The 13,105-nt window shown below is 25.5% G+C and carries 17 protein-coding genes, 1 tRNA gene and 1 rRNA gene; 7 read left to right on the top strand and 12 right to left on the bottom strand.

The window, feature by feature from the left end; all coding sequences use genetic code 11:
* Position 1: 1 nt before the first annotated feature.
* From ACTT88_RS00840 to ACTT88_RS00820, 5 genes are all read left to right on the top strand, one after another.
* Positions 2-742: an inositol monophosphatase family protein gene (locus ACTT88_RS00840; RefSeq protein WP_440907498.1), complete on the top strand. Its 741-nt coding sequence runs from the start codon at positions 2-4 to the stop codon at positions 740-742.
* Between the two features lie 35 nt (positions 743-777).
* A complete protein-coding gene (rpmE, locus tag ACTT88_RS00835) occupies positions 778-1,008 on the top strand; it encodes a 50S ribosomal protein L31 (RefSeq protein ID WP_440907497.1) in 231 nt (76 codons plus the stop codon).
* A complete protein-coding gene (locus ACTT88_RS00830) occupies positions 1,009-1,590 on the top strand; it encodes a cell cycle transcriptional regulator TrcR (RefSeq protein WP_440907496.1) in 582 nt (193 codons plus the stop codon).
* 63 nt (positions 1,591-1,653) lie between these two features.
* The gene (gene rpsU / locus ACTT88_RS00825) at positions 1,654-1,848 is read left to right on the top strand and encodes a 30S ribosomal protein S21 (protein ID WP_075484443.1); all 195 of its coding nucleotides are present in this window, start codon (positions 1,654-1,656) and stop codon (positions 1,846-1,848) included.
* Between the two features lie 6 nt (positions 1,849-1,854).
* Positions 1,855-1,931, top strand: a tRNA-Met gene (locus ACTT88_RS00820).
* A 3-nt stretch (positions 1,932-1,934) separates the two neighbouring features.
* Here ACTT88_RS00820 and ACTT88_RS00815 read toward each other — a convergent pair.
* From ACTT88_RS00815 to ACTT88_RS00775, 9 genes are all read right to left on the bottom strand, one after another.
* Positions 1,935-2,636: a transaldolase family protein gene (locus ACTT88_RS00815; RefSeq protein ID WP_440907495.1), complete on the bottom strand. Its 702-nt coding sequence runs from the start codon at positions 2,634-2,636 to the stop codon at positions 1,935-1,937.
* Between the two features lie 5 nt (positions 2,637-2,641).
* Complete coding sequence (locus ACTT88_RS00810) at positions 2,642-4,036, bottom strand: NAD(P)(+) transhydrogenase (Re/Si-specific) subunit beta (protein WP_440907494.1); 1,395 nt, start codon at positions 4,034-4,036, stop codon at positions 2,642-2,644.
* Between the two features lie 3 nt (positions 4,037-4,039).
* Positions 4,040-4,348 (bottom strand): proton-translocating transhydrogenase family protein, encoded by a 309-nt coding sequence (locus ACTT88_RS00805; protein WP_440907493.1) that lies wholly within the window; start codon positions 4,346-4,348, stop codon positions 4,040-4,042.
* 4 nt (positions 4,349-4,352) lie between these two features.
* Positions 4,353-5,441 carry an NAD(P) transhydrogenase subunit alpha gene (locus ACTT88_RS00800; RefSeq protein ID WP_440907492.1) on the bottom strand — a complete coding sequence of 363 codons (1,089 nt, stop codon included), beginning with the start codon at positions 5,439-5,441 and terminating at the stop codon, positions 4,353-4,355.
* 18 nt (positions 5,442-5,459) lie between these two features.
* Positions 5,460-5,570 carry an aa3-type cytochrome c oxidase subunit IV gene (locus ACTT88_RS00795; RefSeq protein WP_440907491.1) on the bottom strand — a complete coding sequence of 37 codons (111 nt, stop codon included), beginning with the start codon at positions 5,568-5,570 and terminating at the stop codon, positions 5,460-5,462.
* Between the two features lie 3 nt (positions 5,571-5,573).
* Positions 5,574-5,699, bottom strand: a complete 126-nt coding sequence (gene ykgO / locus ACTT88_RS00790) for a type B 50S ribosomal protein L36 (protein ID WP_008545413.1) — start codon at positions 5,697-5,699, stop codon at positions 5,574-5,576.
* Positions 5,700-5,701: 2 nt separating this feature from the next.
* Entirely contained in the window at positions 5,702-6,583 is an 882-nt protein-coding gene (locus tag ACTT88_RS00785) for an NAD-dependent epimerase/dehydratase family protein (protein WP_440907490.1), read from the bottom strand.
* An 11-nt stretch (positions 6,584-6,594) separates the two neighbouring features.
* A 5S ribosomal RNA gene (gene rrf, locus ACTT88_RS00780) occupies positions 6,595-6,709 on the bottom strand.
* A 52-nt stretch (positions 6,710-6,761) separates the two neighbouring features.
* Positions 6,762-7,475, bottom strand: a complete 714-nt coding sequence (locus ACTT88_RS00775; protein ID WP_440907489.1) for a glycosyltransferase family 2 protein — start codon at positions 7,473-7,475, stop codon at positions 6,762-6,764.
* A 110-nt stretch (positions 7,476-7,585) separates the two neighbouring features.
* Here ACTT88_RS00775 and ACTT88_RS00770 point away from each other — a divergent pair, with 110 nt between their 5' ends.
* Positions 7,586-8,581, top strand: a complete 996-nt coding sequence (locus ACTT88_RS00770; RefSeq protein WP_440907488.1) for a hypothetical protein — start codon at positions 7,586-7,588, stop codon at positions 8,579-8,581.
* Between the two features lie 10 nt (positions 8,582-8,591).
* Here the strand turns inward: ACTT88_RS00770 and ACTT88_RS00765 are convergent, their stop codons facing one another.
* Genes ACTT88_RS00765 through ACTT88_RS00755 form a run of 3 tightly spaced genes read right to left on the bottom strand, consistent with a single transcriptional unit; the run spans position 8,592 to position 12,410 of the window.
* Positions 8,592-10,268, bottom strand: coding sequence for a hypothetical protein (locus ACTT88_RS00765; RefSeq protein WP_440907487.1), 1,677 nt, complete (start codon positions 10,266-10,268; stop codon positions 8,592-8,594).
* A gap of 1 nt (position 10,269) precedes the next feature.
* Positions 10,270-11,382, bottom strand: a complete 1,113-nt coding sequence (gene neuC / locus ACTT88_RS00760) for a UDP-N-acetylglucosamine 2-epimerase (protein ID WP_440907486.1) — start codon at positions 11,380-11,382, stop codon at positions 10,270-10,272.
* The gene (locus ACTT88_RS00755) at positions 11,379-12,410 is read right to left on the bottom strand and encodes an N-acetylneuraminate synthase family protein (RefSeq protein WP_440907485.1); all 1,032 of its coding nucleotides are present in this window, start codon (positions 12,408-12,410) and stop codon (positions 11,379-11,381) included. Before ACTT88_RS00755 ends, neuC begins: the two co-directional genes overlap by 4 nt.
* 23 nt (positions 12,411-12,433) lie before the next feature.
* On the opposite strand from ACTT88_RS00755, the gene ACTT88_RS00750 reads away from it, so the two are divergent.
* Positions 12,434-13,105, top strand: coding sequence for a formyltransferase family protein (locus ACTT88_RS00750; protein ID WP_440907484.1), 672 nt, complete (start codon positions 12,434-12,436; stop codon positions 13,103-13,105).

The following is a 13,105-nucleotide window of genomic DNA, read 5'->3' as shown; positions in this document are numbered from 1 at the left end:
AATGATATCTATATCCTCAAATTTAAATATTATGATCAAAGCAGCTGAAAAAGCCTCAAAGTCTGCCATAAGAGACTTTGGAGAAGTTGAGAAACTACAAGTATCTAAAAAAGGGCCACGAGATTTTGTTACAAAAACTGACAAACATGTAGAAAAAATTCTTATTGAAGAACTTTCTAAAACAAAAAAAAATTATTCTTTTTTATCAGAGGAAGTTGGTTCAATTGAAAACAAAGATAAAGATAATATTTGGATTATCGATCCTATAGATGGTACAACAAATTTTTTACATGGTATTCCTCATTTTGCAATTTGTTTAGCTCTTGAATCTAAAAAACAGATAATTAGTGGTCTAATTTATGATCCTATTAAAGATGAAATGTTTTATGCAGAAAAAAATAAGGGAGCTTATCTAAATAATCAAAGATTAAGAGTATCAAATAAAAACTTGATTGATGAATGTTTGTTTTCTAGTAATCATGAGGGAGTCAAATTCAGCAATTTGAATATGAGGTACAGCGGATGTGCAGCTCTAGACTTAGCTTATGTAGCTTCAGGTAGATTAGATGGTTTTTTTCATAATAAAATTAACATTTGGGACGTAGCAGCTGGAGCCTTATTGGTAGAGGAGGCAGGTGGGATAGTTAATGATTTAAATAAATTCGATCATAATAATATAGATATTCGAGCATCAAGTGGTGCAATTAACGATAAAATGCATGAAAATTTAAAGAACTTTTAATTGTGTTCTAAGTTTCTTTTGCTATAAGTCTCGATATGAAAAAAGACATACACCCAAACTACCACACTATTAAGGTTGAGATGACTGATGGTACTCAATTTGAAACTAAATCAACTTGGGGTGCCGAGGGGGATGTATTAAAATTAGAGATAGACCCTAAATCTCACGCTGCCTGGACTGGTGGAAAACAAAAATTAATGGATAAAGGCAGAATAAGTAAATTTAATAAAAAATTTCAAAATTTTAAATCGGAAAAAAAAAGCTAAATGTCAAACGCGCCCTTAATGCCAATGGCAACTGCCGTATGGTTAGTAGAAAATACAACTTTAACATTCAAGCAAATTGCAGATTTTTGTAAACTGCATGAAGTGGAAATTCAAGGGATTGCCGATGGAGAAGTTGCAAAAGGTATCAAAGCTTATAACCCAATTATTTCTGGACAACTTTCAAGAGAGGAAATTGATCTATCATCAAAAGATGAAAATAGACCATTAAATATTAAAAGCAGTGATATTGAAATTTCAAATAATGAAAAAAAAATAAAGAAATATATCCCTCTATCAAAAAGACAAGATAAACCCGACTCAGCTTTATGGTTAATTAAACATCACAACATATTAAAAGACTCTCAAATAGCAAAATTGGTTGGGATTACTAAAAATTCTGTGACATCAATTAGAAATAAAAGTTATTGGAATTATAATAATTTAAATCCAAAAGATCCCGTTGCTTTAAATTTATTTACTCAAAAAGATTTGGTAGAGGCTATTGAAAAAGCGGAAAGAAGAATAAAAAGAGAAAAAAAAGAAAAAGAAAAACAAAGTAAGTCAAACCAGGTATCTCTTTGATAAATAAAAACGATAGACATAAATTTATAAAAGTGTTAATTAACCACTTTTTTGGAGGTAGTTATTAAAATAGAAGTTAAAGATAATAATGTTGAACAAGCTTTGAGAGTTTTAAAAAGAAAACTTCAAAGAGATGGTTTCTTTAAAGTTATTAAATTAAAGAATACTTATGAGAAACCATCAGAAAAGAAAAAAAGAATTCTTCAAGAAAATATAAAAAGAGTTAAGAAGTTAAATAAACTCAAAAATAGAATTTAAAAATACCGCGGGGTGGAGCAGTCTGGTAGCTCGTCAGGCTCATAACCTGAAGGTCGGCGGTTCAAATCCGTCCCCCGCAACCAATCTTATAATATTTTAAAATTTGATTTTTTACTATCAACAAGAAATGCTTTAACTGTTTCTATAGTTAACTGATTAAATGATTTTCCAAATTTTTCTATTTTTTCAATTACAGTTGGAGGAATAGTAATTATATGACAGCCCAACTTTTTAGCTTGTAAATAATTATATGGCTCTCTAACACTTGCCCATAGAATTTCTACATTTTTGAATTTCTTTGCTAATTTTATACTCTTGGAAAATTCTGGTATTGGATCTTTGCCAGTATCGCCTGCTCTACCTGCAAATATTGAAATTATAACTTTTGTTTTTTTATTAATTACCTTGAGTATTTTTGCAGTTTGATTGGCTGTGTATACTGCTGTAATATTTAATTTAATATTTTTATCATTAAGCTCTTTAATTACATATCCTGAAAATTTATTTTTTGAATTCACTACTGGAACTTTAACATACACATTTTTACCCCAACTATTTATTTTTTTTCCTTGCTCAATCATAGAGTACTGATCGTCAGCAAATACTTCAAATGAAATAGGTTTATTTCTACAAATTTTGAGTATTTGTTTAGAGTAAGATTTATAATCTTTTGCACCCGCTTTTCTCATTAGGCTTGGATTAGTTGTAAATCCTTTTACAATTTTTTTTTTGTTAAATTTTTTTATTAAAGATATGTCTGCAATGTCACAAAAAATCTTTGTATTCATATGATCTACAAATTCTTAGTAATATCTTCTGTCATTTTTTTTGCATCTGCAAACAACATCAAAGTATTTTCTTTATAGAATAAATCATTATCTATCCCTGCATATCCAGGTGACAAGCTTCTTTTTACAAACAATACAGACTTACATTTTTCTACATCTAAAACTGGCATTCCATAAATTGGACTTTGTGGATCTGTTTTTGCAACTGGATTGGTAACGTCATTTGCACCAATAACAAAAGCAACATCTGCATTTGCAAAATCATTATTTATTTCCTCTAACTCAAAAACCTCATCATATGGAACATTAGCTTCTGCCAATAAAACATTCATATGTCCTGGCATTCGTCCAGCAACTGGATGAATAGCGTATGATACTTTAATATCGTTCTTTTTTAATGTATCTACCATTTCTCTCAAAGCATGTTGAGCTTGAGCTACCGCCATTCCATAACCTGGAACTATTATAACTGAAGAGGCATTTTTCATTAAAAAAGCTGCATCGTCAGCATTACCACTTTTAACTGGTCTTTGTTCTTTATTTTGACTTTGAGATGTTTGATCTGTTGCCCCAAATCCACCTAAAATAACATTAAAGAATGATCTATTCATTCCTTTACACATTATATATGAAAGTATTGCTCCAGACGATCCAACTAATGCACCGGTAATAATTAAAGCAGTATTTTCTAAAGTAAATCCAATTCCAGCTGCAGCCCAACCAGAATAAGAATTTAACATTGAAATTACAACAGGCATATCTGCACCACCAATTGGAATAATAATTAAAAATCCAATTAAAAAAGATACTGCTATTAATATCCAAAATAAATTAGCTGATTGTGTTGAGCAAAGGTAAATAGTTAAAATTATAATTAAAACTAATAATAATGCATTTAACAAGTGCTGACCTTTAAAGGTAATAGGCGCACCTGACATTATTCCTTGTAATTTTAAAAAAGCTATAACAGATCCAGAAAAAGTGATCGCACCAACCGCTGCTCCGATTGCCATTTCTATTAAACTTGCAAGCTTAATATTTCCCGGTGTCCCTAAATTAAATGCTGCTGGATTAATAAATGCTGAGATTGCAACAAATACTGCAGCTAAACCAACTAAACTATGAAAACCAGCCACTAATTCTGGCATTGCAGTCATTGGTATTCGATATGCAATAAATGCTCCTATGCTTCCACCAATGGCTAAAAATATTAAAACATATATAAATCCAGAACTAAAATTTCCAACTGAGAGAAATGTTACAGTTACAGCTATTAACATTCCAATAATTCCAAATAAATTACCCTGTCTTGAAGTTTCTGGAGATGACAAACCTCTTAAAGCTAAGATAAATAAAACCCCAGATACCAAATATAAAATTGCAGATAAATTTGCTGACATTTATTATTTATCCTTTTTCTTTTTTTTATACATAGCAAGCATTCTTTGGGTAACTAAAAATCCACCAAAAATATTAACAGCTGCTAAAATAATCGCTAAAAATCCGTAAATACTAGATGAAGAAAACACTAATTCATCACTGCCCGACAAAGCTGCAATAATTGCACCTACGATAATTACTGAGGAGATTGCATTTGTAACAGACATCAATGGTGTATGTAACGAGGGCGTTACACTCCACACCACATAATACCCAACAAATATTGATAATATAAATATGCTTAATCTGAATATAAAAGGATCTATTTCCATAATACTATTTAATAAGTGTTTTCTCTATTATTTCATCTTCTAAATTAATATTTAGTTTCTTATTTTCTTTATCATATAAATTAGAGATAAAATTAAATACATTTTTAGCATACAAATTAGAAGCTGATACAGGTAATTTATTTAATATATTTGCCTCCCCTAAAATTTTAACACCATCTTTTTCGACAATCTTGTCAACTTCAGTGAAAGCAGTATTTCCTCCTTGAACAGCTGCTAAATCATAAATGACTGAACCTGGTTGTAAATTTTTAAACATATCTTTTTTAATAATTTTTGGAGCTTCTCTACCTGGAATTAAAGCAGTGCAAATTATTATATCAATTTTTTTTAATGTCTCTGTTAATAATTCTTCCTGTTTCTTTTTAAATTCATCTGAAGCTTCTTTTGCATAACCACCTTCTGTTTCTAAATTTTCAGATCCTTCAACAGTTAAAAATTTACCACCTAAACTTTCAACTTGTTCTTTAGATGCCATTCTGACATCGGTTGCAAATACAACAGCGCCCATTCTTTTAGCTGTTGCTATAGCTTGTAATCCTGCAACTCCCGCTCCAACCACTAATACTTTTGCTGCAGGAATAGTTCCAGCTGCTGTCATCATCATCGGAATTGCTTTTTCATAAACTTGAAAAGCCTCCACCACAGCTTTATAACCAGCAAGGTTAGCTTGTGAGGATAGAATATCCATTGATTGAGCTCTTGTTATTCTTGGTAACAACTCTAATGAAAAACAATTTATTTTTTTAGTCTTTAAATTTTCTAATTTTTCTTTGTTTATATAAGCATTCAATGATCCTATTAAAGTTTGATTTTCTTTAAATTGTGAAAACTTTTTATCATCTGGCAATCCTAATTGAATAACAATGTCAGAATTTTTAATTATTTCGTCTTCATTTTCTAAAAAATTAACTCCTAAATTTTTATAGTCCTCATCACTAAAACCTAAATGAGTTCCGTAATCATTTGATAATGTTAAATTAAATCCTAAGCTGATATATTTTTTTGCAATTTCTGGAGTAATCGCTATTCGCTTCTCAATATTATGGTTTTCTGAAATTGAGGCTAAATTCATAAAAAATAAATTAAGATACTATAAAAGAAATATTGCCATTAAAATTAAAACCGTAATAATAACAACTGTTCCCCATAAAACAAATTTAGTAAAATTATTCCAAGTATTTTTATGGTTTTCATTATCCATAAATTACTTCTGTCTTGCTTTGAATTTTGGGTTTGTTTTGTTAATGACGTAAACTCTTCCTCTTCTTCTAACAAGTTTTGAGTTTAAATCTCTTTTTTTAATAGATTTTAATGAACTTTTAATTTTCATAATCAGGAGCCTTTAATAAAGGAACTTATATAATCTTTCAATTGTATTTTTCCATATTTTTGAATTATTTTGTTATCATTAGAGATTTTGGTCAAAGCAGAGGCATATCGCTCACCCAGCCTAGGTTTTAACATCACTATTTTACTCTTAAACATCTTTGCAACTTCTAATATTGAATACGAGTTAATGCTGCTAATACTGTAATACTTACACTTGTTTTTTTTAAAGGCTTCGTAACAAATTTGAACTGTGTCATTAATATGAGTAAATCTTCTTGTCTGAGAACCAGGTTTGACAACAGTTAAAGGTTTATTATGTAAATATTGATTTTCAAATATGCCTATTACCGTCGCCATATCTCCAACTTTAATTTGTCTTGGACCATAAACATTGTAAAAAAAAATAACTTCGTATTTAAAATCAAACCATTTTTTTAAATTTTCCAATAATTCTAAATTTTTTGATTTTGTAAATGCATAAGGAGAAAGGTTTTTATCTTGACCTTTGTTTCCTAGACTTGCAGAAGTTGCTGAATAAATAAGTTTTATTTTGTTATCTAAACAGAACTTAAAAACAGATTTTGAACCAATTGAGTTTGATCTATAACATTCATCAAATTTTTCAAAACTTTGAAAAATTCTAGCAAACTCACCAAAATGAAAAACAGAATTAATTTTATTATAATATTTATTTAAAATTTTGCTAATATTTAAAGTATCACCTTTTAAATATTTTACCCTTTTATTTTTAATATGATTTTTTTTAAACCCTGATGAGTAATTATCTAAACTTAGAATATTAAAGTTAGTTTTTCTCAAAAGTAGATCTATTAAGTTTGATCCAACAAAACCTGCTCCACCAGTCACAACTATGAAATTTTTCATTTAAGATTTTAGCCTGGCAATGTCCTACTCTTCCATGTCTTAAGACAAAGTACCATCGGCGCAGAAAGGCTTGACTTCCGAGTTCGGAATGGGATCGGGTATAACCCCTTCGCAAAAATCACCAGGCACAGTCTTTTACTTAATTAAAATAAAAATGTAAAGATTCTTTTTTATTAAATTATTTGAATATACTATATCTAAATATGCAGAATAAAGCTCTAAATGCATCTTTTATAGTTATTTTTTTTCCTTCAGCATAAGATCTGCCATTATAACTAATTGGTACCTCAAAAAATTTTGCATTTTTTTTTGATAACTTAATTGTTAATTCAGGTTCAATTCCAAAAGAATTTTCTTTTAAATCTAATTTCAGGAGAATATTTCTTTTAAATACTTTATATCCAGTTTCCATATCTGTTAAATTTAAATTTGTAAAAAAGTTACAAATAAAAGTTAAAATTTTATTAGCTAAAAAATGCCAAAAAAAATGAATTCGAACATAATTGCCTCCACCTATAAATCTTGATCCATAAACTACATCTGCATCTGTTTCTTCAAAAGGAATTAACAGTTTTTTATAATCTCTAGGGTTATACTCCAAATCAGCATCCTGTATAATAATCAATTCACCTTTAGAAACTGAAATCCCAGATCTTACTGCAGCTCCTTTGCCCATATTTTTATCATGATTAATAATTTTTAAATTTTCGTTAACTTTTAATTTTTTTAAAATATTTTCTGTATTATCAGATGAGAAATCATTGATTATTATAATTTCGTAAGAGTAATTTATTTCATCTAAATTTTTTTTTACATCAATTAAAACTTTTTCAATTGTTTTAGCCTCGTTATAGCAAGGAATTATGACGGTTATTTTAATATTTTCTTCCATTTAATTTTTAGTTATCAATATTCTATTTGTTTTATATAAGCTGAATAATTATTAATAACAAATTAGTTTTTTATATTAAATTATTATTTTTAGTTTAGATTAATAAAAAGATGATCTATGTTTACCTAACATGTATATATTTTGTACTGATTTTCTTCACAATTATATTATCCAGAAAATTCTCTTTTTATGATTTCCCAAATGATAGGAAAGTTCATAAAATAAAAATAATCAATACATCAGGCTTATCTCTCTATATTTTTTTATTAATAATAATTTCAATTTATGAATATTCTTACGAATTAGAATTAATAATTTCATATGGCATATTCATAGTATTTTTTGGATTTTTAGACGACAGAATATCGCTAAGTGCTAGCATAAAAATAATTTGTATTTTTTTTCCTGTATTTTTTTTGATATTTAATGGATTTGAACTTAAAAGTTTAGGTGATTATGAAATCATTGGATCTCTGGGTCTTGGAAAGTTAAGTATTTTTTTTACTCTATTATCTGTTGGATTACTTATTAATGCTTACAATTATACAGATGGTATAGATGGGTTACTTAGCTCTTTATCAATAGTAATGATATTGTATATTATTTTTTTAATTGATAATAAAAATGTAATAAGTTTATTATATTTTTTTTTAATTCCCCTGATTATCAACCTTTTATTTAACGTCCTACCAAGCTCAAACAATTATAAAATTTTTTTAGGAGATTGTGGAAGTTTATTTTTAGGTTTTTTTCTAAGTTTTTTAATAATTTATGCAAATATTTATGAAAATATTCATCCTTCTTACTTGATATGGTCATGCTGGTATCCTGTCTATGATTTTTTGTACGTAACTTTCAAAAGAATCATGAATAAAAAAAATTTTTATCAGCCTGATAATAACCACTTACATCACTTAATTTTGATAAAATTTAAAAATAATCATCTTAAAACATTGCTCATGATTAATTTTATAAACATTTTTGTTTTATTAGTTGGATTTCAGGTAGCTAAAAACATTGGAAATTTTTACTCATTAATACTATTTATTTTTTTATACTTTGTATTTTGGGCAGTAAGAGGAAAAATTAAGTTTGGAAAAATTTAGTTTTTATCAATTATTGAAAATTATATTCATTAAAAATAAAATTTTTATTAAAGTTCAAATTTTTTAAACTTTCTTTGTCTATACTACAAGGATTAGGTGTAAACCCACATAATTTGTAATTTGAAAAATTATTTTTCTTTACAATATTAATTTTTACACCTTTTTTATTTATATATTCAACATAGATATCATTAGATTTAAATTTTTCAGCAAGTCCTACATAATTAATTAAATATAAATTTTTAATAGACAAAATACTCAAAAGTAAAATTATCAGTAAATTAAATTTTTTTGATAAATTAAATAAATCAAAAAGTCTATTTATCATATTTAATTTCTTTAATATGTTAAAAATTATAATTGAACAAATTATAAAAATTGTTGACCATACAAATCTTAAGTCTGGCGATAATAAGAACCAAAAAATTATACCAACAAAATGTAAAATTAATATTTTTTTCCAGGTTTGGATTTCAAAAGATTTATTTATATTGAATTTTTGAATCTTTAAAATAAATAGAAAATTTACAGTTAGCAAAGTTAAAAAATAAATAAAAAAAGATGTTGATAAAAAATAATTTTTGAACCAATAAATAACCCAAGAAAAATCCAATAGAGAGCTTACATTTGTGGTATATCCTTTCCAAGATATAGATGCTAATCCTAGGGTATTTATAATGTTACTTGAATACCAACTGACATTTTGACAAGTGAATTTTAAATAAGGATAAAAACATCCTGTGCTTAAAAAAGATTTTGAAAGAAAAATTACAACAAATGAAATTAATAATAAATATTGTTTTGGAAATTCTTTTAACATTCCTGCAATATGATTTCTTTGTAAAAAAATTAACCATAAAAAAATAAAAAAAATTGGAAAAATTGTAGGTTTTATAAATATTATAAGTAGAAGTAATATTAAAATATAAAAATTATTTTTTATTTTATCATTTAAAATATTTTCAATAACGTAAAACACTGTGTATATGTGAAGTAGTCCTACCAACAAATCATATTCAGGAACGCCTAATCTGCCCACAAATAATCCAAGCGGTAGAGGATGTATCAAAGCATCAATTAATATAAATAAAATTAAAATTATTAAAATATATGTTGAAGTTGTTTTTTTTTTTAAATTTTGATCTAAAAAATATTTTATGACAAATATAAAAAATACAGAATTTAAAAGAAATGAAGAATTATATTCTGTAATTGGTAAATAAAAACTTGAATATAATCCATATATTAAAGTGGGTGTTCCAAATCTAAAATTAATATTTGATTGGCCTAAAACTAAATTGTTTTCTATTAGTAAATTTATAAGAGGAATATGATATAAAAAATTATCAAAAAAAAATCCATCTCTAATTGAAATTAAAGATACAAATGGTATTAGAGTAATGAAACTAAAAGTATTGTTTTTTTTGATTTCATTGATTTTTCTATAAAAAAAATAAAAACCTATAGAAATTAAAAATATATTAACAACAAAATTTAAGCTAAAAAAAAAATTTAAAAAAAAAATTAAAATTATTTTAACTAAAACTCCATAAAAAAATAACTTTTCTAACTTAAATCCAATATTAAAAAATTTATTTAATATTAAACCTGTTCCACATACAGATATTGAAATAATAGAAATCGAAATTATATTTAAAAAAAAGTAATTAAGAATAGTTAAAAGCATCCTATTTTAACAAATTCTTTAGTTTTTTAACAATATTTAAAGAAGTATTTTTTTTATAATATGGGTTTTGTAATTTAATTTCTTTATAAGAAAGTAATTTATTAAATAGTTTATTTATCTTTTTTGAGTTAAAAGGGCAGTTATGTACATTTTTTGGGGCAAATCTATTTTTTTGCCTGTCTCCTAAATTTATTGTAGGTAAATTAAAGGAAGCACTCTCAATTATACCACTTGATGAATTTCCAATTAAAATTGAGGCTTTTCTTAACACAGAATAATAATTATCTATACCAAGATTGCTTATTAAATAAATATCTTTACTCAAATTTTTTTTTAATAATTTAATAAATTTTTTGTAACCAGCATCAGCATTTGGGTATGTAAATATCACATTAAAATCTTTTAATTTATTTAAAAAATAAATTAATTCTTTTAAGTTTTCTAAATTTTTATTTATCTTTTCTGTAGTCTCAGGATGAAAACATGCAAGAATAATTTTTTTATTATTGTCTAAATTTGGAAAATAATTGTTTTTAACTAATGTAAAATTATTTATTTTTTTATTAAAATTTTCTAATGCTGGAGCACCAACAACAAATACATTTTTGTTTATACCCATTCTATTTAATTTTTGTTTGTGATATTTTGTTTCTACAAAATGAAATTTTGACATTTGAGAAATTGAATTCCTATACTCGTTATCAATTGACCCATAAGTTTCACTACCACCACATACATGAGCTATTGGTATATTATTATTAAGACAAACAAGTGCTAAAGCTAGCATTTCATATCGATCTCCCATAATTAAGGCGCAGTCAATCTTTTTATTTTCAAAAAAGTCTTGCGCCATCAGCATAGTTTTTGAAAAATTATTTAAAATATCTTTAATATTAGAATTTGAACTGTAACTAAAATTAAGTCTCGATTTTTTATTTAATTTAATTTTGTTAATTTCATCAATTGTGCATCCAAACGATTTTGAATAATGTGCAGAACCAATAAGTAAATAGAAATTTATCTTTTTATCATTATTAAGTCGTATAATAGTTTTTTTCATTATACCAAAATCAGATCTAGCTGCAGTAAAAATAACAATTCTTTTTTTTTTCATATCAGATCTTTAAATTTAATTTGATATAGTTTGCCAATATTTTTTTTAACCTTTTTATTTATTATTTTATCTAAATCCTTAATTGAGATACCATGCTTAAGAGGTCTCAATGGTATTAAATCTTTCAAATTTATTTTTTGATGTTTAGAAAGATTTTTATTTATAAAAATACTTTTTTTAGCAATAAATTTTGTTTTAACTTCCTCAGAAGTTATACTTCTTTTTTTAAAATCTCTAAGTTTTTCCATTGTTCTAAGAGTATCAACAAATTTTTTTAAATCTTTTACATTAAGGGACGCAAGATGATCAGGTCCTTTCATTTTATTATCTAATGTAATATGTTTTTCTATAATTTGTGCACCAAAACAAATTGCACCAATAGAAGCTTCAAACCCTACTGTGTGATCAGAAAATCCAACTATATATCCAAATTTCTTTAATTCTTTAATTACACCTAATTGAGAGTCTGAAAGTTTTGTTGGATATTCGCTTATACAATGAAGAATTGATAACTTATTTTTTTTAATATTCAATTTTTTCAATATTTCCTTGATTTCACTATTATTCATCATTCCAAGAGATAATATTATTGGTTTTTTAAATTTTTTAATATGATTTAACAAAATTAAATTATCATTATCACCTGAAGATACTTTAAATGCAGGAACCAAATTTTTTAAAAAATTTGCACTTTTAATATCAAATGGTGTTGATAAAAAAATAATTCTTTTTCTATCACAATATTTTTTTATTTTAATAAAGTCTTTGTAACTTAGTTGATATTTTTTTAACATTTTTTTTTGATTATTAGAGGTAAATTTTTTTTGATAATTAGCAAGCTCTGCACTTTCGTGAACCATGGTATCTACATCAAAAGTTTGGAATTTTACTGCATTGCATTTTGCTGTTGAGGCAGCATCAATTAGTTTAAATGCATTCTTTAAATGACCATTATGATTAATACCAATTTCAGCAATAATAAATGCATTAGTATTTTTATTAAATTTTATATTTTTTATTTTGAACATTCTATAGTAATTAATAATAGACGATGAAATCTAATTTAAAAGTACTTTTATTTACGAGAAAAGAATTAAAAGAAGAACTTGATATAAATAATATAAGAAAAAAATTTAAATTAATGAATGTTATATATGACAGCGAATTTAATTATAAAACTAAAAAATTAAAAAAGAGATATGACTTTTTGATATCCTATAGATCAAAAAAAATACTTGATGATAGAATATTAAAGAAAGCCTCTTGCGCAGCAGTAAATTTTCATCCTGGCCCTCCCGAATTTAGAGGAATAGGTTGTGCAAATTTTGCATTAATTAAGAATGTAAAATTCTATGGTTTTACAATTCACGTTATGGATAGAAAAGTTGATCATGGAAAAATATTGTTAAGCAAAAAATTTAAAATAAAAAAAAATACAACTATTACAAGACTTTTAAAGCAAACTCATAGTTTGATGAAAAAATCATTTTTAAAGTTTATAAAAGATATAAGTTTAGGCAAGTTTTCAAAGTATAAATTAAAAAATTCTAGTAATATAGACTGGTCTAAGAAAATGTATAATAAAAAAAATTTAGAAAATATTTATAAAATTAAATTACCAATAAAAAAAAAAGAACTTGAAAAAATTATACGTGCAACTTCTTATAAAAAATTTAAACCCTTTATAATAGTAAATGGCTATAAATTTGTTTTAACAACATAA

The organism is Candidatus Pelagibacter sp., assembly GCF_052046145.1.
In the GTDB taxonomy this organism is placed as follows: Bacteria; Pseudomonadota; Alphaproteobacteria; order Pelagibacterales; family Pelagibacteraceae; genus Pelagibacter.
The sequence above is the reverse complement of the archived record's forward strand: the minus strand, read 5'-3'. Positions and strand labels throughout refer to the sequence as shown.

What these genes read in the sequence shown, in the direction of transcription:
- ACTT88_RS00750 (WP_440907484.1), top strand. Translation starts at nt 12,434, where the DNA reads ATGAAATCTAATTTAAAAGTACTTTTATTTACGAGAAAAGAATTAAAA.
- ACTT88_RS00770 (WP_440907488.1), top strand. Translation starts at nt 7,586, where the DNA reads ATGATCTATGTTTACCTAACATGTATATATTTTGTACTGATTTTCTTC.
- ACTT88_RS00810 (WP_440907494.1), bottom strand. Translation starts at nt 4,036, where the DNA reads ATGTCAGCAAATTTATCTGCAATTTTATATTTGGTATCTGGGGTTTTA.
- neuC (WP_440907486.1), bottom strand. Translation starts at nt 11,382, where the DNA reads ATGAAAAAAAAAAGAATTGTTATTTTTACTGCAGCTAGATCTGATTTT.
- ACTT88_RS00840 (WP_440907498.1), top strand. Translation starts at nt 2, where the DNA reads ATGATATCTATATCCTCAAATTTAAATATTATGATCAAAGCAGCTGAA.
- ACTT88_RS00755 (WP_440907485.1), bottom strand. Translation starts at nt 12,410, where the DNA reads ATGTTCAAAATAAAAAATATAAAATTTAATAAAAATACTAATGCATTT.
- rpmE (WP_440907497.1), top strand. Translation starts at nt 778, where the DNA reads ATGAAAAAAGACATACACCCAAACTACCACACTATTAAGGTTGAGATG.
- ACTT88_RS00765 (WP_440907487.1), bottom strand. Translation starts at nt 10,268, where the DNA reads ATGCTTTTAACTATTCTTAATTACTTTTTTTTAAATATAATTTCGATT.
- ACTT88_RS00805 (WP_440907493.1), bottom strand. Translation starts at nt 4,348, where the DNA reads ATGGAAATAGATCCTTTTATATTCAGATTAAGCATATTTATATTATCA.
- ACTT88_RS00785 (WP_440907490.1), bottom strand. Translation starts at nt 6,583, where the DNA reads ATGAAAAATTTCATAGTTGTGACTGGTGGAGCAGGTTTTGTTGGATCA.
- ACTT88_RS00830 (WP_440907496.1), top strand. Translation starts at nt 1,009, where the DNA reads ATGTCAAACGCGCCCTTAATGCCAATGGCAACTGCCGTATGGTTAGTA.
- ACTT88_RS00815 (WP_440907495.1), bottom strand. Translation starts at nt 2,636, where the DNA reads ATGAATACAAAGATTTTTTGTGACATTGCAGACATATCTTTAATAAAA.
- ACTT88_RS00795 (WP_440907491.1), bottom strand. Translation starts at nt 5,570, where the DNA reads ATGGATAATGAAAACCATAAAAATACTTGGAATAATTTTACTAAATTT.
- ACTT88_RS00775 (WP_440907489.1), bottom strand. Translation starts at nt 7,475, where the DNA reads ATGGAAGAAAATATTAAAATAACCGTCATAATTCCTTGCTATAACGAG.
- ACTT88_RS00800 (WP_440907492.1), bottom strand. Translation starts at nt 5,441, where the DNA reads ATGAATTTAGCCTCAATTTCAGAAAACCATAATATTGAGAAGCGAATA.
- ykgO (WP_008545413.1), bottom strand. Translation starts at nt 5,699, where the DNA reads ATGAAAATTAAAAGTTCATTAAAATCTATTAAAAAAAGAGATTTAAAC.